We start from the raw sequence: 24,781 nt of genomic DNA, 5'->3' as shown, positions 1-24,781 counted from the left end.
CCGCGCCCCGTACGCTCACGGCAGCGGCAGGAACGCCAGCCGGGCGTGGTACTCCCCGGCCACCGTCACCGTGTCGCTGCCGATCCACAGGCCGCGGTCGGTGGCGTACAGCTCCTGGGTGCCGACGCCCCGGTCCTTCGTCGGATTCCACGGCAGCGCCTTGCCGGTGGTCGGGTGGATCGCCCCGATGCCCGGCCGCGGCACCGCGCCCGGACCGGCCGAGTTGCGGCCCAGCGGGTTGTCCAGCCAGCGCTGATGGCCGCCGACGTAGACCGCCGCGCCGGTCACCGCCACCGACAGCAGCGTGTCGCCGCCGGTGTAGTTGGCCCAGGTCGGCTGCTTGCCGCCGGTGGCCGTACCGAACTCGAACCGCGCCGCGGTGTCGCAGAGCGTGCCCGGGAACGGGCCGCCGGTGGTGACCGCCGCGAACCAGGTGCCGTCCGGCGAGATGTCGACGCCGCGCATGTAGACCGGCATCGTCCGCGCGCACTGCGGCTGGTAGCGGTCGGTGGCCCAGCCGGAGAGCGTGGCACCGGCCGCGCTCAGGTCGGCGACGGCGATCTGGTGCCGCGCCACGCCCGCGACGCTGCTGAAGCCGCCCACGAACACCAGCCGCCGGCCGTCGGCGGAGACGTCCAGCGCCTCGACCTTCACCGGCGCGGTGGCACCGGAGGTGGTCGTGCGCGGACCGGCCAGGTTCAGGTTGACCGACGCGTCGGCCGCCCCGGTGGTGGCGTTCACCGCCGCCAGGGCGCGCCGGGTCACCCCGCCGACGGTCTGGAACGCGCCGCCGACGATCAGCCGGTTACCGACCAGGCGCATGTCGTTCACCTGGTTGTTCAGCGCCGGCGTGGTGAACCCGGCGACCCGGGCGCCGGTGGCCGCGTCGATCCGGGCCAGCCGGGACGCGGCGGTGCCGTTGACAGTGGTGAACGCGCCGCCGATGTAGAGCGAGCGGCCGTCCGGCGCGGCGGCGAGCGCCTTGACCGCGCCGTTGACCTGTGGCCGGAACGTGGTGTCGATCCGGCCGGTGGTCGCGTCCAGCGCCACCAGCCGGGGCATCGCCAGCTGGGCCGTCTGGCCGGCGTTGCGCACCTTGCTGAACGTGCCGGCGACGTACACGCGGTTGCCGATCTGGAGGATGCGGTGGACGGTGCCGTCCAGCGCGTGCGGCGTCCAGTCGACCGGGTTGGTGCCGACCACTGTGGTGTGTGCGGCGTTGACGGCAAGTGCCGGGGCTCCCGGCAGCGCCGCGCCCGCGACGGCGAGCGTCGCGGCCACCGCGACGGCGGCGCGCCGCCGGCGCCGGCGTCCAGGTGGATGATCGGGTGAGATCGTCATGGCCGAAGCATGCCGTCCGACCAGGGATTCCGCAGTCGGGTAGCCGCCGGTAACCGGCGGCCGACCGGATAATCCGCGTGGCCCGTCCGGCGACCGGGCAGTACGGTGTGCGGGGTCCGCGAGGGGGAGGGGAACGCGATGCCGTCGCGCCGGGACGCCGCCGTGCTGGTCTTCGACGCCGACGACACGCTCTGGGAGAACAACGTCCTGTTCGAGCGCGTCATCGACGACTTCCTCACCTGGCTGGACCACCCCACGCTGGACCGGGCCCGGATCCGCGCGGTGCTCGACGACATCGAGCGCGCCAACGCCGTCGCGCACGGCTACGGCAGCAAGGTCTTCCTGCGCAGTCTCGGCGAGTGCCTGGAGAAGCTGCGCGAGCGTCCGGCCACCGCGCGGGAGCGCGCCGAGATCGAGCAGCTCGCGGCGGCGCTGGTCGGGCACCAGGTGGAGCTGATGCCGGGCGTGGCCGAGACGCTCGACGACCTGGCAGGCCGGCACGAGCTGCTGCTGCTGACCAAGGGTGAGCGCGAGGAGCAGCAGCGCAAGCTGGACGCCTGCGGGCTGCTGCACCACTTCCGGGCCGCGCACATCGTCCCGGAGAAGGACGCGAACACCTACCGCTGGCTGGCCCGAGAGCACGCCTTCGACCCGGCGGCCGCCTGGATGATCGGCAACTCGCCGCGCTCGGACATCCTGCCCGCCCGGGCCGCCGGGATGAACGCGGTCTTCATCCCGAACGAGAACACCTGGGTCCTGGAACACGACGAGCTGGACCCGTCCGACCAGCGGGTGATCCGGCTGGCCGCGTTCCCCGACCTGGTCCATCACTTCTGAGCGGGCCGGTAACGTCCGGGACGTGCCGCTGACCTTCCCGTCGCACCTGGCGCCGGTGCTGCCGCTGAAACGGTGGCGGCCGGGCTGGTTCGACGGGGTGGCGCTGTGCACCGGCGCGGTGGCGCCGGACGTCGGGTACCTGGTCACCGGCACGCCGCTGGCCCTGAACCTGCGGACGCACACGCTCGGCGGACTGCTCTGGTGGTGCCTGCCGGTCGCCCTCGTGTACGCCTGGGTGGTGCGCCGCGTGGTCGCCGGCATCGCGGTGCACCTGCCCGGGCAGCGGTTGTTCGGCTGGCCCTGGTACGTGACGCTGGCCCGGGTGCGTCACCCCTGGCAGGTGACCGTGTGCTCGGCGCTGATCGGCGCATTCAGTCACGTGGCGTGGGACCGGCTCAGTCACAGCGAGCGACTGCCCCGGCTGCTCGGCGTCGCCGACTTCCGCGCGCTGACCGGCGTCTACTGGTTCCAGTTCGCGGATGTGGTCGCCGGCCTCGGCGGCGGACTGCTGGTGGTCGTCCTGGCCGTGCACGAGGCCCGCCGCGGCCTGCGGGCGGGCGGCGTACCCGTATCCGCGCCGGAGGCGAACCCGAACGTGTTCTGGCGGGTGGCGCTGGCGGTCACCGGGCTCGGCGCGCTGCTGATGCCCGCGCTGCCGGCCGCCGGCGTCCCCGCCCCGGCGGGCGTACGGGTGCTGCACGTGGCCGCGCTGGCGCTCGTCGCCGGTGCCGTCGCGGCCCGGACCGTGCCGCCGCGGCAGGCCGGGCGCAGTCCGCGTCTCGAAGTCGAACAGCGCGAAACCGGGTGACCCCGTTACGCCGACATGCCGCAATTCGGCATAGACATCAATCACAAGTGTGGTCGCCGGTCATCGCTTGTCCGGCCTGCGCGGACGCGCCTAACCTGAGCCCGCGCCCACGTCTCGTCGGGGTGAGACGGGGGCGCACCGGAGTCCGGTGGTAAGAGCACCGTGGAGCTGAGTGCGGGCATACGGCTCGCCGCGCGGAGCCCGGCGGAAGGCGTCGTGCCACGCCTGCCGGGTTCCCGTGGCGCAGACCGCTACCGAACCGGACGGCCGGGGTCAGGACCGGGGAGTTGCGGACCCGGTCCTGACCCGTCCGGCCCCATTTACTGCCTGGCGGATTCCGGGTGGGACGCCTCTGGTGCGTGAGCCGGTCACGGAGCGACACTGAGTCATGACTCCTCAGCGCGCACCGCTGCTCGCCGGCCTGGTCGTGCTGCTCGCGGCGGCCTGCACGGCGACCGGCCACGACGGTGCGTCCACGGCGCCCACCCCGACCGTCGCGGCGGCGTCCGCGCCGGCCGCCACCGGGACGCCGGAGGCCACGCCCACCCCGCCGGTGCCCACCGAGGCCGAGCCGGTCGCCGGGTCCTGGCACGCCACCTGGGGCTGGGCGGTGCCCGGCGGCCCGGTCCGGGTGGCCCATCGGGTACGGGTGCCGGTCGCCCCGCCGCCCGGGGAACCGCTGCCCGTCCTGGTGGCGATCGACGTCGGCGACCACCCGGTGGAGGGGTTCAGCCGGATCACGTTCGCCTTCCGCGGACCCACACCGTCCTACGAGGTCGCCTACGTGCCGCAGGTGGTGACCGAGGGGCGCGGGGCGCCGGTCACGCTACCCGGCACCGCGTACCTGTCGGTGCGGTTCGACCCGGCCCAGGCGCACGACGCCCGCGGCGGCGGGACGGCGGACCTGCCACCGGCGGCGATCCGCTTCCCGACGCTGCGCGGATGGGCGGTGGCCGGTGACTACGAGGGACACCTCAGCTTCGGGCTCGGCCTGCGACCGCCCGACGGCGGCCGGCTCCCGGTGCGGCTGGGGGAGGCCGACCGCCCGGACGGCACCCACGTCGTCTCGGTCGACGTCCGGCGGAGCTGACGCGGGCCTTCGTCAGCGGTCGATGACCCTGTTGTCCTCGTCGATGCCGTGGGTGCGCCAGTAGACGTCCCACTCGTCGTCGACGTACTTCGGCACCTTGCCGTCCGGGTAGCGCACGTACGGCGGGGACGGCTCCTGGCCGTCCGGCACGCAGGAACTGCCGCCCTGCGGGCCGACCGCGATCACCGGGTACTCGTCGCTGCCGCAGATGCTCTGCCGCAGGGAACACCCGGTGGTCGCCATCAGCCCGGTCAGTCCGAGCACGGCAAGAACGATCATGATTCGAGTTCGCACGGGGAGAATTCTCGCCGCCCCGGGCGGACCCGCCATCAGTACGCGTACTCAATTCCGGGTTGGCCCGGGGCTCAGGTCAGCTCGCCCCGCACGATCGCCACCGCCACCCGGCAGAACTCGTCCATGTCCGGCTGGAAGCCGGCCGCGATGTCCGGGTGCAGGCCGGAGCGGGTCTCGTCGAGCAACCGACGGCAGACGTCCTCCACCGGCTCGCCGGCGTAACCGGCGCGGACCCGGTCGGCGGCCGCCTGCAGGGCCGACGTCAGCTGATCCTCCAGCGGGCCGCGCAGCTTCTGCTGCACCGGGTCGAGCCCGCTCGGGTCGAGCGTGACATGTGGCTCCGACATCGGCACTCCCTTCGTCGGCGTCCGCGGTACCCCACCGCGGACGTCGGTCAAACCATCGTCGGTACGGCCGACACCCGGACCAGATACGAGAACTCCTCCGCCGGCTCCTCGACGTACGACAGCCGGCGGATCTGCCGGTCGTCGGACCAGAGCGCGACGTCGACCAGCACCCCGAGGTGGGCGAGGCCGATGGAGGAGACCCGCTTCTTGTCCTGGAGCACCGCGCACACGCCGCCCAGCAGCGTGCTGGCGTCGGAGGTGCGGTGCCCGGGCGGACAGCGCAGGGTCAGGTCCACCTCGACCGGACCGGTCAGCGGGGTCCACCCGGTGCGCTGGGCCGCCGTGCAGGCGGCCTGGAGCAGGGTGCGGACCCTCGTCGCCTGCCGGTGCCCGGCGGCGAAGATGGACAAGGCCTCGGTCTTGACCGGGGGCAGGCCGCTCACCTCGAACGTCAGGGCGAGAGCGCGGGTGTCCTGCACGACGGCACCTCCTCGGGGGAATCCTGCCCAACCGGGGAACGCGCGCACGGCACTTCCCGTCAGAACCAACCGATCGGGCGGGCGATGGGGGACGGCCGGAGGCGCATCGGCGTCGACGGCGACGCGCCGGCTACGGAGCCAGCCCCACGCTAGTGCAGACCGCTGACGCTGGGTAGCCTCCCCGTTTCACTACGTGGGACGAGCTGTCGGTCGTCCCGGCCGGTTCGTGCTGTCGCCGTCACATGTCCGTGATGTTTCGCTCCGTCGCAGGTCGGGCACGTTCAGCCGCACGACACGCCCGGGGCGTCGGGCGATCGGGCCGATGCCCCGGTCGTATCGCCGTGCACCGGGGCACGGGTCACCCCCCGGTTCTTCGCCGAAGAGAGGGGGAGGGTGATGACGACAGTCCCCGACACGGCCGCACGGCGGCCGGCCGGACGCGCGGCGGCGGCAGCCGCCGCGCTGGCGTTGGTGGCCCCGCTGGCCGCCTGCGGATCCGGCGGCGACGGCGGCGTCCCCACGATCAACCTGTACTACCCGCCGGAGCAGAACCTGCAGAAGGTCGTCGACACCTGCAACACGCAGGCACAGGGGCGGTACCGGATCGACTACCGGGTGCTGCCGCGCGAGGCCGACGAGCAGCGGGTGCAGATGGTGCGGCGGCTCGCCGCGCAGGACAGCGGGATGGACGTGCTCGGCCTGGACGTCACGTGGACGCAGGAGTTCGCCAGCGCGAAGTGGATCCGGGAGTGGACCGGCCAGGACAAGGCCGAGGTCGAGCAGGGCACGCTGGCCGGCCCGCTGGACACCGCCCGGTACGAGGACGAGCTCTACGCCGCGCCCAAGAACACCAACGTGCAGCTGCTCTGGTACCGGTCCGACCTGGTGTCGCAGCCGCCGAAGACCTGGGACGAGATGATCTCGGCCGCCCAGCAGCTCAAGGAGCAGGGCAAGCCGTACCAGGTGCTGACCATGGGCGCCCAGTACGAGGGCCTGGTGGTGCTCTACAACACGCTCGCCGAGAGCGCCGGCGGCAAGATCCTCAGCGACGACGGCAAGAAGGCGGAGATGGACGCCGGCGCGGTCCGCGCGCTCGACCAGCTCCAGAAGTTCGCCACGTCGGGCGTGACCTCGCCGTCGTTCAGCAACGCGCTGGAGGACCCGGTGCGGCTGGAGTTCCAGTCCGGCAAGGGCGCGTTCCAGGTGAACTGGCCGTTCGTCTATCCGGCGCTCCAGGAGGCCAACCCCGATCTGGCGAAGAACGTGAAGTGGGCCCGGGTGCCGGGCATCGACCCGGGCACCCCCAGCAAGGTCACCATCGGCGGGGTCAACCTGGCGGTCAGCACCTACTCGAAGCACCCGGAGGAGTCGTTCGAGGCGGCCCGCTGCCTGCGTAATGCCGAGAACCAGAAGTTCTCCGCCGTCAACGACGGCGTACCGCCCACCATCGAGGCCGTCTACGACGACCCGGAGATGACCGAGGCGTACCCGATGAAGGAGACCATCCTGGAGGAGCTGAAGGAGCCGGCGGTGCGGCCGCTGACCCCTGCCTACCAGAGCATCTCCACGGTGATGTCGGCGATCCTGTCGCCGCCGTCGGCGATCCGGCCCGAGCAGACCGCCGACGAGCTGCGCAAGGCGATCTCCGACGCGCTGGAGTCCAAGGGGGTTCTGCCATGAGCGTGAACGCCACCCCGGCCGGCGCGCAGGCCGCCGCCGAGGCCGAGGCCGAGCAGCCCGGCGGACGGCACGCCGCCGTACCGGAGCAGCGGTCCCGGCGCGGCTCCCGCGCCCCGCTGAGTGACAACAAGCGTGCCGAGCGGCGCCTCGGCCTGCTGCTGTGCGCGCCGGCCGCGCTGGTCATGGTGCTGGTCACCGCGTACCCGATCCTGTACTCGGTCTGGCTGTCACTGCAGCGCTTCGACCTGCGCTTCCCCGACGAGCGGCAGTTCGTCGGGCTGGAGAACTACGTCACGGTGCTGACGAACGACTTCTGGTGGACCGCGTTCGGGGTGACCGCGCTGATCACCGTGGTCACCGTCGCGGTCGAGCTGGTGCTCGGCATGGGCCTGGCGCTGATCATGCACCGGACGCTCGTCGGCCGCGGCATCGTCCGCACCGCCGCGCTGATCCCGTACGGCATCGTCACGGTGGTCGCCGCGTTCTCCTGGCGGTACGCCTGGACGCCCGGCACCGGCTACCTGGCGAACCTGTTCGACGGCAGCGCCCCGCTGACCGAGCGGGCCAGCTCGCTGGCGATCATCATGCTGGCGGAGATCTGGAAGACCACCCCGTTCATGGCGCTGCTGCTGATGGCCGGGCTTGCGCTGGTGCCGGAGGACCTGCTCAAGGCGGCCTCCACCGACGGCGCGACGGCCTGGCAGCGGTTCACCAAGGTGATGCTGCCGGTGATGAAGCCGGCCATCCTGGTCGCGCTGCTGTTCCGCACGCTCGACGCGTTCCGGGTCTTCGACAACATCTTCGTGCTCACCAACGGCGGCAACGAGACGTCGTCGGTGTCGATGCTCGCCTACAACAACCTGATCCGGGGCCTGAACCTCGGCATCGGCTCCACGATGTCGGTGCTGATCTTCATCACCGTGGCGATCATCGCCTTCGTGTTCGTGAAGCTGTTCGGCACCGCTGCCCCGGGCAGCGACGATGGGGAGAGGCGCTGACATGGCAGTGGAAACCACCACGCGGGCGAAGGTGCGCTGGGGCCTGCTGGACGTCGTGGTCGTCGTCTTCGCGCTGGTCCCCGTGCTCTGGATCGCCTCGCTGTCGTTCAAGACCCCGGCGACGCTCACCGACGGCAAGTTCTGGCCGCGCGAGTGGACGCTGGACAACTACCGGACCATCTTCGACACCGACCAGTTCGTCCGCGCACTGGTCAACTCCATCGGCATCGCGCTGATCGCCACCGCGATCGCCGTGGTGCTCGGGACGATGGCCGCGTACGCGATCTCCCGGCTCGACTTCCCGGGCAAGAAGCTGCTGGTCGGCGTATCCCTGCTGATCGCGATGTTCCCGCAGGTGTCGCTGGTGTCGCCGCTTTTCGAGATCGAGCGGCAGCTCGGGCTGTTCGACACCTGGCCCGGACTGATCCTGCCGTACATCACGTTCGCGCTGCCGCTGGCGATCTACACGCTGTCGGCGTTCTTCAAGCAGATCCCGTGGGACCTGGAGAAGGCGGCGAAGATGGACGGCGCCACCCAGGGGCAGGCGTTCCGGCGGGTGATCGCGCCGCTGGCCGCGCCCGGCGTGTTCACCACGGCCATCCTGGTCTTCATCTTCTGCTGGAACGATTTCCTGTTCGCGATCACGCTCACCTCGACCGAGCGGTCCCGCACGGTCCCGGTGGCGCTGCAGTTCTTCACCGGCGAGTCGCAGTTCGAGGACCCCACCGGGGCGATCTGCGCCGCCGCCGTGGTGATCACCGTGCCGATCATCCTGTTCGTGCTCTTCTTCCAGCGCCGCATCGTCTCCGGTCTGACCTCCGGCGCAGTCAAGGGATAGGTGGTAGCAATGGCCGACATCGTGCTGGACAAGGTGAGCAAGCGGTTCCCGGACGGGACCACCGCCGTACAGGACGTCGACCTGGAGATCGCCGACGGCGAGTTCGTCATCCTGGTCGGCCCGTCCGGCTGCGGGAAGTCCACCACGCTCAACATGATCGCCGGGCTGGAGGACATCAGCTCCGGTGAGCTGCGCATCGGCGGCGAGCGGGTCAACGACAAGGCGCCCCGGGACCGCGACATCGCGATGGTCTTCCAGTCGTACGCGCTCTACCCGAACATGACGGTGCGGGAGAACATGGCGTTCCCGCTGCGGCTGGCGAAGGTGGACAAGGAGACCATCAACCAGAAGGTCGACGAGGCGGCGAAGGTGCTGGAGCTGACCGCGCTGCTGGACCGCAAGCCGGCCAACCTGTCCGGCGGCCAGCGGCAGCGGGTGGCGATGGGCCGGGCGATCGTGCGACAGCCCAAGGCGTTCCTGATGGACGAGCCGCTGTCGAACCTGGACGCCAAGCTGCGGGTGCAGATGCGCACCGTGGTGTCGCGGCTGCAGAAGCAGCTCGGCACCACCACCGTCTACGTCACCCACGACCAGACCGAGGCGATGACGCTCGGCGACCGGGTGGTCATCATGCGGGGCGGCGCGGTGCAGCAGGTCGGGCCGCCGCAGGAGCTGTACGACCACCCGCGCAACCTGTTCGTCGCCGGGTTCATCGGCTCGCCCTCGATGAACTTCGTGCACGCCGTCGTGGAGGACGGCCGGCTGCGGACCGCGCTCGGTGACGTGCCGGTCGGCGACCGGATCCGCCGCGAGCTGGAGGCCGGTGACGCGCCCAAGGAGCTGATCCTGGGCATCCGCCCGGAGCACTTCGAGGACGCGGCGCTGATCGACGACGAGACCCGCCGCCGGGGCATGGAGTTCGAGGCGCCTGTGGACATCGTCGAGTCGATGGGCTCGGACAAGTACGTCTACTTCACGGTCGAGGGGGAGCGGGCCACCGCCGCCGAGCTGGAGGAGCTGGCCGCCGACACGGGTGCCGCGGACTTCGCCGGCGCCGGGTCGAACCTGGTCACCCGGCTGTCGGCGGAGTCGCCGGTACGCGAGGGCGAGTCCCGCCGGGTCTGGTTCAACCTGGAGAAGATCCACCTGTTCGACCCGGGCAGCGGCCGCAACCTGACGCTGCACGAGGGCCGGTCGGCCGGAGCGCTCGCCGACTGATCCCTGGATGCGTGCGAAGGGCCGGTGGCGGTGCACGCCGCCGGCCCTTCGGTCTGCTCGCGTCCCGGGTGCCCACGCTGTCACCAGGAGTGGCGCAACTCCAGCCCGAGGAAGCTGGCATAGCCGGTCAGGGCGGCCCCCACCTGCTCGCGCAGCGCGGCGTCGAAGGGCACGAGCTGCTGGACCGTCACCGTGACCGCCTTCGCGCCGACCGTCCGCGTCCAGGTGCCGGCCACGCGCCCGCCCCGCACCACAGTCGACCGGAACACCCCGTTGTTGCCGGGGACCACAGCGGCGGCGTGCGCCGGGTCGAGCATCAGCGAGCGGTCCTTGAAGCCGAGCAGGTATTCGTCGAAGCCGGGCAGCGTGTGCACGTCGTCGACCGGCGCGCGGGGCGCGTCGAGCAGCGCGGCGTCGACCACCGCGGGCTCGCCGTCGACCTCGACCGGGGCGAGCAGGTCACCGGCCAGCGTGATGGCCCGGGTCGCGTCGGTGACGGTCAGGCCGGTCCACCGCGCCAGCTCGTGCCGGGACACCGGGCCGTGGCCGCGCACGTAGCGGTGCGCCAGCAACGCCAGCGCCTCGTCGCGCTCCGGGCGGCGCGGCTCGGGCGCCCACTCGTCGAGCAGCACGAACGTCTGCTCGGTGCCGACGTGCGGCGCGATGCAGGTGACGCCGCGCTGGCTGGCGTACCAGAGCAGGTGGTAGCCGCGCTGACCGTCGGTGGCCAGCCCGGCGGCGCGCAGCGCCGCCACGCACCCGGCGCGGGAGAGCCGGCCACCGCCGGCCAGCGCCGCACCCAGCACCTCGCCGGCCCGTTCGCCGTCGGCGACGGTCAGCCCGAGCTGCCGCCACCGCCCGGCGATGCCGGCCAGCGTCCGCACCCCGGTCAGGTCCAGCATCCACCGCGCGTCGGGTGCCGGGACCAGGTGCACGGTGCCGCGCATCGGCCAGGTGCGCAGGGCCTCGCGCCGCTCCAGCGCCGCGCGGACGTCGTCCTGGGTGGCGCCGGGAAGGCGTACGCCGAGCGACCACAACCCGCTCGCCGCGTCCTGCGCCTGCATGGCGCCGAACCACTCGACCACGTCGGCGACACCCCGCGGGCGGGCGGTGGGGTGCGGGCGCAACAGCAGGCCGGTCATGCGCAGCGCGAGCGCCTCGGCGCGGTTGAGGCGTACGGTCACGGGCGTCAGCGTAGGCCCGGGGTACGACAGCGCGGCCCCTGATCGCGCTGCGCCGGCGGCGCTGCCGACATCAGCGCGATCCCCCGTTCAGGTTCCCGGCGCGGGGGCGGCCGCTGCGGCCGGCGCCGGTCCGATCAGCATCCCGTGTGAGCTGGACCGGGACAGCGATTGCCGGCGGAACTTGCGCAAATCTTGAGCCACGCTCAGGCCAGGCGCCGGTGCATGACCAGCAGGTCGACGTACCCCCGGGTGGGGTGCCGGAAGCCCTCCGGCACCCGGCCGATCACCTCGAAGCCCAGCGACCGCCACAGCTCGACGGCCCGGGTGTTCGTCGCCACCACGGCGTTGAACTGCATGGCCCGGTAGCCGTCGGCCCGGGCCGCGTCGAGCACGTACGCCGCCAGCGCCCGGCCGACGCCGCGCCCGGCGGCGGCCGGGGCGACCATGAACGAGGCGTTCGCGACGTGGTCGCCGGGACCGCCCTGGTTCGGCGCCAGCTTGGCCGAGCCGAGCACCGCGCCGTCCGGCGCCACCGCGACCACCGTCCGCGCCGGCGCCGGCGGCATCCAGAGCCCGCGGGCCTGCTCCTCCGTGACGTCGCGGGGCCAGGTGTACGTCTCGCCGGCCGCGACGATCTCGCGGAGGAACGGCCAGATCAGCGGCCAGTCGGCGGGCGTGGCGGTGCGGATCTCCACCCGGAGAGCATGCCATGCCCGGAGTTTGACGGGACAAGTAACGGGTAGTCGCCGGAGCTGACCCGAAACGAGGAGGGAACGTCTGATGGATGGCCAGGTCAAGGTCGCGGTGATCTATTACAGCGCGACCGGCATCACCTACCAGATGGCGCAGGCGGCGGTCGAGGCGGCGGGGGAGGCCGGCGCCGAGGTGCGTCTGCGCAAGGTACGTGAGCTGGCGCCCGACGAGGCGATCCGCTCCAACTCCGGCTGGCAGGCGCACCGGCTGGAGACCCAGGACGTGATGGAGGCGCAGCCGGACGACCTGTCCTGGGCCGACGTGATCATCATGGGTTCGCCGACCCGGTACGGCATGATCGCCGCCCAGCTCAAGCAGTTCATCGACACCACCGGCCCGCTCTGGGCGGCCGGCGCGCTCGCCGACAAGGTCTACAGCGGGTTCACCTCGACCGCCACGTCGCACGGCGGCCAGGAGGCGACGCTGCTGTCGCTGTACACGGTCTTCTACCACTGGGGCGGCATCGTGGTGACCCCCGGCTACACCGACCCGAGCCAGTTCGTCGCCGGCAACCCGTACGGCGCCTCGCACACCAGCAACAACGGCGAGGTCGCCCCGGACCACGTGGCACTGGCCGCCACCGCGCTGACCGCCAAGCGGGCCGTGCTCATGGGCGCCGCGCTGAAGCGGGGCATGGCCGGCTGAACCGACTGGCGACCGGTGGCCGGGCGGGGGCTCTCGAACCCGTCCGGACCACCGGTCGCCAGTGCCCTACCCGCGATCGGCCGCTCCATGCGCGCTCAGCGCCGGCCGGTCGAGCAGATGCCCGAGCAGATCCGCCAGGACCCGCGTGCCGTCCTGGCTCAGCACCGACTCCGGGTGGAACTGCACCCCGGCGAAGCCGGCGCCGCGCAGCGCGTGCACCGCGCCGTCGGCCGGGTCGCGGGACACCTCGACCGGGCCGTACGGGCCGGGGACCCGGTCGGCGTCGGCGCGGGCGGTGAAGCTGGCGTAGAACCCGACCCGCCGCGTCGTCCCGAACACCGGCACGTCCCGTGGCAACCCCTGGTACGGCGCGTCGCGGCGGTGCAGCGGCAGGCCCAGCAGCCCGGCGAGCAACTGGTGGCCCAGGCACACCGCGAGCGTCGGCCGGCCGGACGCGAGCAGCTCGGTCAGCAGCGCCCGCAGCGCCACCATCTTCGGCGCGGTCGCGTCCCGCGGGTCACCCGGGCCGGGGCCGACCACCACCAGGTCGTAGCCGTCCAGCGGGCCCGGGTCCGGCCAGTCCCGCCGCGTCACCGCCAGGCCCAGCGCGCCGAGCTGGTGGGCGAGCATGCCGGTGAACGTGTCCTCGCCGTCGACGATCAGCGCCCGGCGCCCGGCCAGCCCGCGCAGCGCGAGCGCCCCCGGTTCCCGCTGCTCCAGCCAGAACCGGGCCAGCGGGGCGTTGCGGGCGGCCAGCGCGGCGCGTACCTCGGGGTCGTCGGCGTACCGGACGGCCGGTTCGGTGGCCGAACGCGGCGCGTCCGGGCCAAGGCCGAGCGCGGCCAGCACCCCGGCGGCCTTGGCGTGCGTCTCGGCGACCTCCCCGGCGGTGGTGGAGTGCCGGACCAGCGTGGCGCCGACCGGCACGCGCAGCGCGCCCTCGGGCGAGATCTCGGCGGTACGGATCAGGATCGGCGCGTCGAGCGTCTGCCGGCCCTGGTCGTCGCGACCGAGCAGCGCGAGCACCCCGGCGTAGTAGCGCCGCCCGATGCGCTCGTGCCGGGCGATCACCCGGCAGGCGTTCTCCATCGGGCTGCCGGTGACGGTGGGCGCGAACATCGTCTCCCGCAGCACGTCGCGCACGTCCCGGGAGCAGCGCCCGGCCAGCAGGTACTCGGTGTGCACCAGGTGCGCCATCTCCTTCAGGTACGGCCCGACCACCTGACCGCCGTGCTCGGCGACCACGGCCATCATCTTCAGCTCCTCGTCCAGCACCATGTACAGCTCCTCCACCTCCTTCTCCTCGTGCAGGAAGCGCAGCAGCTCAGTCCGGTCGACGGTCCCGCCCCGGTGCCGGAACGTGCCGCTGATCGGGTTCATCTCGACCAGCCCGTCGGCGACGCTGACGTGCCGCTCGGGGCTGGCGCCGACCAGGATCCGGGTGCCGGTGTGCACCAGGAACGTCCAGTACGCGCCCCGCTCCCGCAGCAGCAGCCGGCGCAGCGCGGCCAGGGCCGCCGCCAGCGGGTCGCCCTGCACCGTGGCGCACATGGTGCGGTGGATGACGAAGTTCGCCCCCTCGCCGCGGCCGATCTCGTCGGCAAGCACCCGTTCCACGATCGCCGCGTACTCGTCGTCGGCGATGTCGAAGCCCGCGTCGCGGGTGCGTACCTCGGCGTCGGGCAGGTCGTCGAGCAGGTCGGCCAGCGGTATCCGCCGGTGCTCCTGCACCGTCAGGAACTCCAGCGGCAATCCGTCGTCGACGCACTCGAATCCGCGTTCGGTGACCTGCCGGAACGGCACCAGGGCCAGTGTGTGCGGACCGGCGCCGTGCTCGGGCAGCGGCAGGTCGGCGAGCAGGCCGGCGGTGCGTACCGGGCCGGTGAACAGGTCGACGTGGTCGGTGCCCTCGCGGCGGACGAGGGCGAACGGGCCGGGGTCGCGGCCGGCGGCGACGGCGGCGAGCGGGTCGGACGGGCGGGTCATCGGTTCTCCTCGGTGGGCCGGTGGCCGCCGGTGAAGGCGACCCGGGATGCCGGGGAGAGACCGGCGGCCGCCTCGTCGGGCGGCCGCGTCGGGAAGCTACGCGCGGGGATGGGCCGCCGGGTCGGCGGGCCACCAGCAGGACAGGTGCGCGGGCATGACGGTCACTGTACGCGATCGGCGGCAGCCGGGGAACCCGATCGCGCCGCACCGGGTACGGATCTTGGCGTGGCCGCCGGTCCCGCCGGGTAGGTTGACCGGCGATGGACATTCTCGCTCTGGACCTGGGCACCTCCTCGGTGCGTGGCCTGGTGCTCGACGCGGACGCGGTGCCGCGCCCGGGCGCGCTGGCCCGGCGGCGGGTGCCCCTGGTCACCGGCGACGACGGCAGCGGGACGCTCGACGGCGCGGCCTACCTGGCGTGCCTGATCGAGTGCGTGGACGAGCTGGCCGCCGGTGGGCACCTGCGGGACGTCGACCTGGTGGCGACCTCCGCGCAGTGGCACTCGGTGCTGCCGCTGGCCGCCGACGGCACACCGTCGGGGCCGGTGCTGACCTGGCTGGACACCCGGCCGGAGCCGCTTCCCGGTGCGACCGGGCCGGCCGACCCGGACGACTTCCACCGGCGTACCGGCACGTGGTGGCACCGCTGCTACTGGTCGGTGCGGCTGCCCTGGCTGCGCGAGCGCGCCGACGGGGCCGCCCGCTTCACCGGGCTCACCGAGTACGCGCTCGGCACGCTGCTCGACGAGGCGCCGATGTCCATCTCGCTGGCCTCCGGCACCGGGCTGCTCGACCTGCGGCGCCTGGACTGGGATCCGGAGGCGTGCGAGCTGGCCGGCGTACGTCCGGATCAGATGCTGCGGCTGGCCCCGGACGGCTGGCACGGCCGGCTGAACGCGGCGTACGCGCGGCGCTGGCCGCAGCTGGCCGGCGCGCGGTGGGCGCCGCCGGTCGGCGACGGCGCGGCCGCGAACGTCGGCTCGGGCTGCGTCGACCCGACCCGCGCGGCGGTGACGGTCGGCACCTCGGCGGCGGTCCGCATGATCCAGGCGGTGCCGGCGGACGCGGCGCCGCCGCCGCTGCCGGAGCAGCTCTGGCGGTACCGGGTCGACCACCACCACGTGGTCACCGGCGCGGCGTACTCCAGCGGCGGCAACCTGTTCGCCTGGGCGGCGCGCGAGCTGCGGCTGCCGGAGGGCCGGGAGCTCGAGATGGCGCTCGACCGGTCCGCCGCCTCGGTGCGCGCCAATCCCCGCTTCGGCGGCGACCGGCCACCGGGCACCGCCCCGGCGGGCTCGGGGGAGCTGCACGGCCTGAGCTTCGGCACCACAGCTGTCGACATCCTGGCCGGGCTGATGAGCGGCCTGTGCCGGCTGGTCGCCGACGACCTGACGCTGCTGGAGGCCGGTATCGGCGAGCCGATGGAGGTGGTCCTCGGCGGCGGGGCGCTGACCGCCTCGCCGTGGTGGCGCGGTGCGTTCCTCGACGTGCTCGCGCCCCGCCGGGTGTGCTGGCAACGCAACCCGGAGATCGGCGCGACCGGCGCCGCGCTCATCGCCCTGGGCCGGGTCGCGGAGGCGGACGAGATCGCCGGGATCGGCCGGACGGACGAGGCCGCCTCGCACGCGTGACCGTCCATCCGAGGCGCTGACCGTCCTGGTCATGCCGTCCGGGCGGCCGTTGACACCGACCGACGGCCTGATTGGATGGACTCCGCTCCCCGACGTGGTGGGGCGGGACGAGGAGGCAACCGTGGGCGCAGGTCCCGACCCGGTTCGCGGCGCGGCCCCTCAGCCGCACCGGCGGCGTTCCGGGTTCCGGCTGCGGGACTGGCGGATGGGCACCAAGCTCGCCACGGTGCTGGTGATCCCCTCGCTGGCGTTCCTGGTCCTGGCCGGCATCCAGACCCGGGGCCTGGTCGGGCAGACCACCACGCTGAGCGCCTTCGCCGAACAGGTCGGGATCGGCCGGCAGATCTCCGCCGCGGTGGACCGGCTCCAGCACGAGCGGGACCGAACCGCCGGTGAACTGGCCGCGTTGCGCCGGGCCGGCACCGGCGCCGACCGGGACGCCGCTGTGGCCGCGCTCAAACCGCTGCAGGAGGCCACCGACCGCGCGGTGGCCGAGCTGCGGGACGCGGCCGCGCCGCTGGCCGACGCCGACGCCGCCTGGCGGGTCTCCTACTCCGAGGCGCTGGAGGCGTACGACCAGGTGGTGAACATCCGCGCGGCGGTGGCGCCGGCCGTGCTGTCCAGCGACACCGTGCTGAGCAACTACCACAGGTCCGTCGCGGCGCTGCTGAACCTGCTGGCCGAGCCGACGCCCGGCAGCGGCCGGCAGGAGCTGACCGAGGCGGTGCTGCGGTACGTGCAGATCTCCCGGGTCAAGGAGCTCTCCTCGCGCATCCGCGCGGAGCTCTACGCGGCCGCCCGGTCCGGCCGGTACGAGGCCGACGACCCGGTGACGCTCAGCGACCTGCGGGCCCAGCAGCTCACCGCGCTGGGCGCGTTCCGGGTCGCGGCGACCGCCGACCAGATCCGCCGCTACGACCGCACCTCGGTCGACCCGGCGTTCGTCGCGGCCACCCGGATGGAGGAGCGCACGCTGCCCGGCGGCGGCGACGCGAAGCCGGCCCTGCTCGACGCGCCCCAGTGGTGGGCGGCCAGCGAGCAGCGGCAGGAACTGTTCCGCCAGTTGGAGAGCGACATCGTCGCCGACGCGGTACGCCAGGCCGACGACGCCAGCGCCCGCCAGCTGCGCGACACGCTGCTGGTGGCCGGCGCGATCGCCACGGTGCTCCTGTCCGCGGTGCTGATCTCGCTGCTGGTCGGCCGGTCGGTGGCGCGCGGCATGCGGCAGCTGCGCGGCCAGGCGCTGCGGATCGCGCAGGTGGACCTGCCGCTGACACTGCAACGGCTGCGCACTGTGGACCGGCCGATCGGCACGATCGACGTACCGCCTGCGGTGATCGACTCGCAGGACGAGATCGGCGAGCTGGCGGAGGCGTTCGTGGCGGTGCACCGCAGCGCCGTCGACGTCGCCGTCGAACAGGCGATGATGCGGCGCAACGTCAACGCCATGTTCGTCAACCTGGCCCGGCGCAGCCAGGTCCTCGTCGAGCGGCAGCTGGAGCTGCTCGACGACCTCGAACGCGAGGAGAGCGACCCGGACCAGCTGGAGAACCTGTTCAAGCTCGACCACCTCGCCGCCCGCATGCGCCGTAACGACGAGAGCCTGCTGGTGCTCGCCGGCACCGAGTCGACCCGGCGGTGGAACCGTCCGGTGGGCCTGGGCGCGGTGCTGCTGGCCGCGAGCGCGGAGATCGAGCAGTACCAGCGGGTGCGCCACGAGAACCGGACCGACCTGCACGTCGTCGGGCACGCGGTGGGCGACCTGGTGCACCTGTTCGCGGAGCTGCTGGAGAACGCCACCGCCTTCTCCCGCCCGGACACCGCGGTGCGGGTGGTGGTCGAGCCGGACGGCCGGGGCGCGCTCGTGCAGATCGTCGACGAAGGGCTGGGCATGAGCCCGTCGGCGCTGGCCGAGGCGAACGCGGTCCTCGCCGAGCCACCGGCCGCCGACGTGTCGGCCTCGGAGCGGATGGGCCTGTTCGTGGTGAGCCACCTCAGCGCCCGGCACGGCGTCCGGGTGCGGTTGAGCGCCGGCCGGGAGGGCCTGGTGGCGCGGGTGCGGATCCCGGTCGAGCTGCTGGCCGAGGCGCCCGCGCCGGAGGCGGGCCACCCGGCGCCGGGCCGGCTCGGACGCGGGCCGGAGCCGCAGATGCTCACCGGTCCGGTCGCCGCGTCCGGCGCGCTCGCCGCGGCCACCGCCGAACTGCCGGTGGCCGGCTGGCGTCCGGCGCCGGGCCGGCCCGCCGCGCTGCCGGTGTCCCCGCTGACCGGCCGGCCGCTCGGCGACGGCACGGACGCCGCGGCCGCCACCCCGCCGGCGGCCGCCGCGCCGGTGCCCGCGCCGCGTCCCCGCCCGGGACGGGCCGAGGACGTGCTGACCCCGGACGCCGGCGCGGCGGGCGGCGGGTGGTTCAGCCGGCAGGGCCCGGCCTCGTCCACGCTGGGTGTGACGCCGGCGCCGGCGGCGACGCCGGTGACCGGAGGGACGAACGAGCGGGGCCTGCCGGTACGCGTGCCGATGGCCCAGCTCACCTCGGCCGCCCCGGCCGACCGTCAGGTGGTGCGGCACGAGCCGGACCCGGAGGCGGTCGGCGGCATGCTGTCGCGCCTCTACAGCGGGGTACGGCGGGCCGAGGCCGAGGAGACCACCGAGATGTACCTGCCGCGCGATGAAGGAGGACGACGACAGTGACGACGTTGAGCCAGGAGGCACGCGACCTGAGCTGGCTGGTGAACGCGTTCGCGGAGCGCGTTCCCGGGGTGGCGCACGCGGTGGTGGTGTCCTCCGACGGGCTCCTGGTGGCGATCTCGGCGCACCTGCCGCGCGACCACGCGGACAAGCTCGCCGCAGTGACCTCCGGCCTGATGAGCATCACCGCCGGTGCGGCCCAGATGTTCGACGGTGACGTCGTCAAGCAGACGGTGGTCGAGATGGGGCGCGGCTACTTCCTGGTGATGCAGATCCGGGACGGCTCGATCCTGGCCACGCTGGCCGGGGCGGACGCGGACATCGGCGTGGTCGGCTACGAGATGGCGCGGCTGGCCAAGCAGGCGGGCGAGATGCTCACCCCGGCGCTGCGCGCCGAACTCCAGCAGGCGCTGCCGCGCTGATCCGCAGCCGGCGCGTGCGTCCGGCCGGCACACCGCCGGCCGGACGCGCGCCGTTCACAGGCCGTTGCGGCGGATCACGTCGCGGTACCAGTGGGCGCTGCGCTTGAGCACCCGCCGCTGGCTCGCGTAGTCCACGTAGACCAGGCCCCAGCGCTGCTCGTACCCCTCGGCCCACTCGAAGTTGTCCAGCAGCGACCAGACGTGGTAGCTCTCCAGCGGCACCCCGTCGCCGACGGCCCGGTGGGCGGCGGCGAAGTGGTCGCGCAGGAAGGCGACCCGCCCGGCGTCGTCGACGGTGCCGTCCGGGCCGGGCACGTCGGGGCAGGGAAGGCCGTTCTCGGTGATGGTGATCGGCACCCGGCCGTAGTCGCGGGTGACCCGGGTCAGGATGTCGTACATGCCCTCCGGGTAGATCTGCTGCCACTCCGCCTCGGAGGTGGGCCACTTGCGGACCGTGTCGCGGGTGCCGGTGACGTAGAGCGGCGTGTAGTACTGCACGGCGAGCAGGTCGACCGGGCTGGAGATGATCTTCAGGTCGCCGTCGCGGACGCCGCGGACCATCCGGCTGTCCGGGCCGAGGTCGTCCAGGACGTCCTGCGGGTACGCCCCCTTGAAGATCGAGTCGAGGTAGAGGCGGTTCTCGTAGCCGTCGTGGAGCCGGGTCGCGGCGGCCGACTCGGCGGAGTCGTCGGCCGGGTAGCAGGGGTGCAGGTTGAGCGCCGGGCCGATCCGGCCGGTGGGACCGGAGGCACGCAGCGCCTGCACGGCGAGGCCGTGGGCGAGCTGGAGGTGGTGGGCGACCAGGTACGCCGCGTCCTCGTCGCGGATGCCCGGCGCGTGGTGGCCCCAGATGTATCCGTTCTGCACCACCGTCTTCGGCTCGTTGACGGTCAGCCAGACCGGCACCCGGTCGCCGAGGGCGCGGAACACCACGTCGGCGTACTCGGCGAAGCGCTCGGCGGTGTCCCGGTTCTCCCAGCCGCCGGTGTCCTGCAGCGCCTGGGGGAGATCCCAGTGGAACAGCGTGGCCATCGGCGCGATGTCGCGCTCGTGCAGCCCGTCCACCAGCCGGCGGTAGAAGTCGAGGCCGCGCTGGTTGGGGCGGCCGGAGCCGTCGGCCTGGATGCGGGGCCAGGAGATGGAGAACCGGTAGCTGCGCAGTCCCAGGTCGCGCATCAGGTCCAGATCCTGCGCGTACCGGTGGTAGTGGTCGGCCGCGACGTCGCCGGTGTCGCCGTTGCGGATCCGGCCCGGCGTGTGGCTGAAGGTGTCCCAGACGGACTCACCCCGCCCGTCCTCCTTGGCGGCCCCCTCGATCTGGTACGCCGAGGTCGCCGCGCCCCAGGCGAAGCCGTCGGGGAAGCGCAGCCCGCGGTCCGGCTCCGGGTCGGTGGTGCGCTCGGGCGGGCTGTCGCAGCCGCCGAGCGCGACTGTCGACGCGGCGATCCCGGCCGCGGTGGCGCCGGCGAGCCCGGTCCGGGCCGCGCCGGCCGCGGTCGCGGACAGGGCGGCGCGGCGGAGCAGGCGCCGTCGGGTGAGTAACGACATGAGGTTTCTCCTCGGAGTGACGGGCCGCCCTGGGCCGGGAGCGCTCCCATCTTAGCCAGGGAGCGGCCGGCCCCGATCCGGCGGTCGCGGCGAGGTGCGGCGCGGCCGGCGGGCGGCCGGAAAGTGGGTGGGCGGGGGCGTCGCTCGGGAACGTCGCTCGCGGCGGCGTGAGCGGCGAGGGGTGGGGTGGATAGCGAGAAAGGCCGTCCGGGTGGCGTGTCACGCCTGTCCCGTCGGCCTCTTTTGCCGTCGACAACGGGGGTTTAGTGTGGGGACGGGGGAGGGCAACCCCCGTCCCCACCGATGGTGCACACACGCACGAAGTGGAATTGGCGTCCGTCGTGCGCGTCGCGCGGGAGCCGGGCCACGCGAGTGGCTCTGGTTCCACCTCCCTCCGTCTGGCGGGTGACGGCCGGCGGCGGCGTCCGGGCTGGTCCGCCGTCGGCCTCTGGGCCGACGCGCCGGGCACGGGTGTACCCGGCGATCCAGTACTTGTATCACCGTCGATGGAAGCGCTCCCATCGGCGATGCTGCGACTGTAACGCCCGTCACGGGTTTGGAAAAGCCCCTAAACGAGATCGAAACATGGAAGCGCGTATCTGCGCTGGCCGTTGTGGTGGGAGCGCTTCCATGTCACACTCTCGTCACGCCACGCGGAGCCAGTGAACGCGAGCGCGGGCCGCCGAGGGCACCCGGTGAACAACCGGTGCGGCGCCCCGATCCCCGGCACGGCCGGGACGACCACCTTTCCGGACGCCTCCGTCCCCCCGCGTACGCCCCGTCGACGCGTGGAGGCGCCCCGCCGGGGCCCACGGTCCCGGCCCGGTCCGAGGAGACACCGCCCACATGAGACTTCTGGCCAGACGTCGCCGTACGGCGATGGTCGCCGCCACCGCCCTCGTCATAGGCGGGGTGGCCCTGCCCGCGGGCGCCGCCCAGGCCGCGCCCGCCTGCGACGTGACCTATGCGACGAGCGACTGGAACAACGGGTTCACCGCCACCGTCACCATCAAGAACCTGGGCGACGCGCTGAACAACTGGTCGCTGAAGTTCGCGTTCCCGAACAGCAGCCAGCGCGTGACCCAGGGCTGGTCGGCCAAGTGGAGCCAGTCCGGCAGCGAGGTCACCGCGACGAACGAGTCGTGGAACGGCAGCCTGCCCACCGGCGCGTCCACCAGCATCGGCTTCAACGGCAGCTACAGCGGCAGCAACCCGAAGCCCACCGCGTTCACCCTCAACGGGGTCGCCTGCAACGGCGCGCAGACCAACCAGCCGCCGACGGTCTCCCTGAGCGTGCCGTCCGGCCCGTTCGAGGCGCCGGCCGACGTCCCGCTGACCGCGACCGCGAGCGACAGCGACGGCACCATCAGCAAGGTCGAGTTCTACCGCAACGGCCTGCTCGTCAACACCGACACCACCGCGCCGTACGGCTACGACCTGCTCGACCTGCCGGCGGGCAGCTACACCGTGCAGGCCAAGGCGTACGACAACGCGGGCGGCAGCGCCGTCTCGGAGAAGTCGTTCACCGTCACCGCGGCGAGCGGGCCGAAGCTGGTCGCCAACCCGTCGGCGGTCACCGTGGCCGAGGGCGACAGCGCCACGGTCCGGTACACGCTCAGCGCGGCGCCCACGGCCAACGTGCCGGTGACCCTCGCCGTCACCGGTGACAGCGACATCACGGTCTCGCCGTCCACGCTGACGCTCACGTCGAGCAACTGGAGCACCGGCGTCACCGCCACCGTCTCCGCCGCGGAGGACTCCGACACGGTCGGCGGCACCGCGACGATCACCGCGTCGGCCACCGGCTACGCCCCGATCTCCGTCGTCGCCACCGAGGCGGACAACGACACCCCCGGCGGCGACAACGACTACATCAAGAAGTTCCTCGACCAGTACGGCAAGATCAAGAACTCGGGTTACTTCAGCCCCGAGGGCGTGCCGTACCACTCGATCGAGACGCTGATCGTCGAGGCGCCCGACCACGGCCACGAGACCACCTCGGAGGCGTTCAGCTTCTGGCTCTGGCTGGAGGCGCAGTACGGCCGGGTCACCCAGAACTGGGCCCCGTTCAACAACGCCTGGACAGTGATGGAAAAATATATCATTCCGAATCATTCAGACCAGGCCACCGCCGGCTCGCCCGGCACCCCGCAGTACGCCGCCGAGCACAACCTGCCCAGCCAGTACCCGTCGGCGCTGGACGCCAACGTCCCGGTCGGCCAGGACCCGCTGCGCTCGGAGCTGCAGTCCACCTACGGCACCGGTGACATCTACGGCATGCACTGGCTGCTCGACGTGGACAACACCTACGGCTTCGGCCGCTGCGGCGACGGCACCACCCGGCCCGCGTACATCAACACCTTCCAGCGGGGCACCCAGGAGTCGGTGTGGGAGACCGTGCCGCAGCCGTCCTGCGACACGTTCAAGCACGGCGGCCCGAACGGCTACCTGGACCTGTTCGTCAAGGAGTCCAGCGCCCCGGCCAAGCAGTGGAAGTACACGAACGCCCCGGACGCCGACGCGCGTGCCGTCCAGGCCGCCTACTGGGCGCTGACCTGGGCCAAGGCGCAGGGCAAGCAGGCCGACGTGGCGGCCACCGTGGCCAAGGCCGCCAAGATGGGCGACTACCTGCGCTACGCGCTGTTCGACAAGTACTTCAAGAAGATCGGCAACTGCGTCGGCGCGAGCACCTGCCCGGCCGCCAGCGGCCGTGACTCGGCGCACTACCTGCTGTCCTGGTACTACGCCTGGGGCGGCGCGTACGACGCCTCGCAGAACTGGTCGTGGCGGATCGGCTCCAGCCACAGCCACTTCGGCTACCAGAACCCGTTCGCGGCCTGGGCCATGACCAACGTCGCGGAGCTGAAGCCGAAGTCGCCGACCGCGGTCTCCGACTGGCAGAAGAGCCTCGACCGGCAGCTGGAGTTCTACACCTGGCTCCAGTCCGCCGAGGGCGGCATCGCCGGTGGCGCCACCAACAGCTGGGACGGCAGCTACGCCCAGCCGCCGACCGGCACCGCCACCTTCTACGGCATGTACTACGACGTCGACCCGGTCTACAACGACCCGCCGTCGAACCAGTGGTTCGGCATGCAGGCCTGGTCGATGCAGCGCATCGCCGAGCTGTACCTGGAGACCGGCAACGCGAAGGCGAAGGCGCTGCTGGACAAGTGGGTGCCGTGGGCCATCGCCAACACCACGGTCGGCACCAACTGGTCGATCCCGTCGGACATGAAGTGGACCGGCCAGCCGGCCAACTGGAACCCGAGCAGCCCGCAGCCGAACACCAACCTGCACGTCGAGGTGACGGTCAAGGGTCAGGACGTCGGCGTCGCCGGCGCCTACGCCCGCACGCTCATCGCGTACGCGGCCAAGTCCGGCAACACCGCGGCGAAGAACACCGCCAAGGGCCTGCTGGACGCGCTCTCGGCGTCCGCCGACAGCAAGGGCGTCTCGACGCCGGAGAAGCGCGGCGACTACAAGCGCTTCGACGACGTCTACAACGCCGCCGACGGCCAGGGTCTCTACGTCCCCAACGGCTGGACCGGGAAGATGCCCAACGGCGACGCGATCGCCCCGGGCAAGAGCTTCCTGGACATCCGCTCGTTCTACAAGAACGACCCGGACTGGCCGAAGGTGCAGGCGTACCTGGACGGCGGTCCCGAGCCGGTCTTCAACTACCACCGGTTCTGGGCGCAGGCGGACATCGCCATGGCGTACGCCGACTACGGCACCTACTTCCCGCAAGGGTGAGGTGACCCCTCCTCCGCGGGCGGGTGCGAACCCGCCCGCGGAGGAGGCCGACCCGGCCGATGGGGGAACGGAGCGGCCGGGTCGGCGAACGGCCTGACGCCCACGGTCAGGCCGGGTGGGCCGGCCGTCCGGCCGACGCAGCGGACCGGCCGGCCCACCACTCCGCCCGGCGACGACCCCTGGCGCGAAAAGGCACGGAAAAATCAGCGGTCCACGGGATCACATCCGGGCCGTGGACGG

General features: G+C 72.9%; 20 protein-coding genes. 12 read left to right on the top strand and 8 right to left on the bottom strand.

Annotation, left to right across the window (positions count from 1 at the left end; all coding sequences use genetic code 11):
* Positions 1-15 precede the first annotated feature (15 nt).
* A complete protein-coding gene (locus tag O7546_RS18565) occupies positions 16-1,341 on the bottom strand; it encodes a hypothetical protein (RefSeq protein ID WP_228532929.1) in 1,326 nt (441 codons plus the stop codon).
* A 138-nt stretch (positions 1,342-1,479) separates the two neighbouring features.
* Between O7546_RS18565 and O7546_RS18560 the strand changes: the two genes are divergently transcribed.
* From O7546_RS18560 to O7546_RS18550, 3 genes are all read left to right on the top strand, one after another.
* Positions 1,480-2,178 (top strand): HAD family hydrolase, encoded by a 699-nt coding sequence (locus O7546_RS18560; protein WP_194803097.1) that lies wholly within the window; start codon positions 1,480-1,482, stop codon positions 2,176-2,178.
* Positions 2,179-2,200: 22 nt separating this feature from the next.
* Positions 2,201-2,986 carry a DUF4184 family protein gene (locus O7546_RS18555; RefSeq protein ID WP_194803098.1) on the top strand — a complete coding sequence of 262 codons (786 nt, stop codon included), beginning with the start codon at positions 2,201-2,203 and terminating at the stop codon, positions 2,984-2,986.
* A gap of 388 nt (positions 2,987-3,374) precedes the next feature.
* A complete protein-coding gene (locus tag O7546_RS18550; protein WP_194803099.1) occupies positions 3,375-4,076 on the top strand; it encodes a hypothetical protein in 702 nt (233 codons plus the stop codon).
* A 12-nt stretch (positions 4,077-4,088) separates the two neighbouring features.
* On the opposite strand, the gene O7546_RS18545 is transcribed toward O7546_RS18550, so the two are convergent.
* The 3 genes from O7546_RS18545 to O7546_RS18535 all read right to left on the bottom strand — a co-directional run bounded on the left by O7546_RS18545 (position 4,089) and on the right by O7546_RS18535 (position 5,196).
* Positions 4,089-4,370 (bottom strand): hypothetical protein, encoded by a 282-nt coding sequence (locus O7546_RS18545; RefSeq protein ID WP_269697282.1) that lies wholly within the window; start codon positions 4,368-4,370, stop codon positions 4,089-4,091.
* A gap of 71 nt (positions 4,371-4,441) precedes the next feature.
* Complete coding sequence (locus tag O7546_RS18540) at positions 4,442-4,717, bottom strand: hypothetical protein (protein WP_013287312.1); 276 nt, start codon at positions 4,715-4,717, stop codon at positions 4,442-4,444.
* Between the two features lie 47 nt (positions 4,718-4,764).
* Positions 4,765-5,196 (bottom strand): hypothetical protein, encoded by a 432-nt coding sequence (locus O7546_RS18535; RefSeq protein ID WP_135241065.1) that lies wholly within the window; start codon positions 5,194-5,196, stop codon positions 4,765-4,767.
* A 396-nt stretch (positions 5,197-5,592) separates the two neighbouring features.
* On the opposite strand from O7546_RS18535, the gene O7546_RS18530 reads away from it, so the two are divergent.
* From O7546_RS18530 to ugpC, 4 genes are read left to right on the top strand one after another with little or no spacing between them, the layout of a single operon-like run.
* Complete coding sequence (locus O7546_RS18530) at positions 5,593-6,876, top strand: ABC transporter substrate-binding protein (protein WP_194803101.1); 1,284 nt, start codon at positions 5,593-5,595, stop codon at positions 6,874-6,876.
* Positions 6,873-7,874, top strand: a complete 1,002-nt coding sequence (locus O7546_RS18525) for a sugar ABC transporter permease (RefSeq protein WP_135241063.1) — start codon at positions 6,873-6,875, stop codon at positions 7,872-7,874. The genes O7546_RS18530 and O7546_RS18525 overlap by 4 nt, the downstream gene beginning before the upstream one ends.
* Before the next feature lies 1 nt (position 7,875).
* Positions 7,876-8,712 (top strand): carbohydrate ABC transporter permease, encoded by an 837-nt coding sequence (locus O7546_RS18520; RefSeq protein ID WP_135241062.1) that lies wholly within the window; start codon positions 7,876-7,878, stop codon positions 8,710-8,712.
* 9 nt (positions 8,713-8,721) lie between these two features.
* Positions 8,722-9,930 (top strand): sn-glycerol-3-phosphate ABC transporter ATP-binding protein UgpC, encoded by a 1,209-nt coding sequence (gene ugpC / locus O7546_RS18515; RefSeq protein WP_194803102.1) that lies wholly within the window; start codon positions 8,722-8,724, stop codon positions 9,928-9,930.
* An 80-nt stretch (positions 9,931-10,010) separates the two neighbouring features.
* Here ugpC and O7546_RS18510 read toward each other — a convergent pair whose 3' ends face one another.
* Together O7546_RS18510 and O7546_RS18505 are read right to left on the bottom strand one after the other, a co-directional pair.
* Positions 10,011-11,114, bottom strand: coding sequence for a winged helix DNA-binding domain-containing protein (locus tag O7546_RS18510; protein ID WP_281599737.1), 1,104 nt, complete (start codon positions 11,112-11,114; stop codon positions 10,011-10,013).
* Positions 11,115-11,317: 203 nt separating this feature from the next.
* On the bottom strand, positions 11,318-11,809 hold the full coding sequence (locus O7546_RS18505; protein ID WP_194803104.1) for a GNAT family N-acetyltransferase: 492 nt from the start codon (positions 11,807-11,809) through the stop codon (positions 11,318-11,320).
* A gap of 85 nt (positions 11,810-11,894) precedes the next feature.
* On the opposite strand from O7546_RS18505, the gene wrbA reads away from it, so the two are divergent.
* Positions 11,895-12,512, top strand: coding sequence for an NAD(P)H:quinone oxidoreductase (gene wrbA, locus O7546_RS18500; RefSeq protein ID WP_120569050.1), 618 nt, complete (start codon positions 11,895-11,897; stop codon positions 12,510-12,512).
* Positions 12,513-12,578: 66 nt separating this feature from the next.
* On the opposite strand, the gene O7546_RS18495 is transcribed toward wrbA, so the two are convergent.
* Positions 12,579-14,498 carry a chorismate-binding protein gene (locus tag O7546_RS18495; protein ID WP_281599733.1) on the bottom strand — a complete coding sequence of 640 codons (1,920 nt, stop codon included), beginning with the start codon at positions 14,496-14,498 and terminating at the stop codon, positions 12,579-12,581.
* 260 nt (positions 14,499-14,758) lie between these two features.
* Between O7546_RS18495 and O7546_RS18490 the strand changes: the two genes are divergently transcribed.
* From O7546_RS18490 to O7546_RS18480, 3 genes are all read left to right on the top strand, one after another.
* Positions 14,759-16,129 (top strand): FGGY family carbohydrate kinase, encoded by a 1,371-nt coding sequence (locus O7546_RS18490; RefSeq protein WP_194803106.1) that lies wholly within the window; start codon positions 14,759-14,761, stop codon positions 16,127-16,129.
* A gap of 121 nt (positions 16,130-16,250) precedes the next feature.
* On the top strand, positions 16,251-18,821 hold the full coding sequence (locus tag O7546_RS18485) for a nitrate- and nitrite sensing domain-containing protein (protein ID WP_269697278.1): 2,571 nt from the start codon (positions 16,251-16,253) through the stop codon (positions 18,819-18,821).
* 5 nt (positions 18,822-18,826) lie between these two features.
* Positions 18,827-19,240 (top strand): roadblock/LC7 domain-containing protein, encoded by a 414-nt coding sequence (locus O7546_RS18480; protein ID WP_196806755.1) that lies wholly within the window; start codon positions 18,827-18,829, stop codon positions 19,238-19,240.
* 54 nt (positions 19,241-19,294) lie between these two features.
* Here O7546_RS18480 and O7546_RS18475 read toward each other — a convergent pair whose 3' ends face one another.
* A complete protein-coding gene (locus tag O7546_RS18475) occupies positions 19,295-20,788 on the bottom strand; it encodes a GH1 family beta-glucosidase (protein ID WP_269697277.1) in 1,494 nt (497 codons plus the stop codon).
* Positions 20,789-21,643: 855 nt separating this feature from the next.
* On the opposite strand from O7546_RS18475, the gene O7546_RS18470 reads away from it, so the two are divergent.
* Positions 21,644-24,541, top strand: coding sequence for a glycoside hydrolase family 48 protein (locus tag O7546_RS18470; RefSeq protein WP_194803124.1), 2,898 nt, complete (start codon positions 21,644-21,646; stop codon positions 24,539-24,541).
* Positions 24,542-24,781 lie beyond the last annotated feature (240 nt).

This window comes from Micromonospora sp. WMMA1976 (genome assembly GCF_027497335.1).
Taxonomy (GTDB): domain Bacteria; phylum Actinomycetota; class Actinomycetes; order Mycobacteriales; family Micromonosporaceae; genus Micromonospora; species Micromonospora aurantiaca.
The sequence above is the reverse complement of the archived record's forward strand: the minus strand, read 5'-3'. Positions and strand labels throughout refer to the sequence as shown.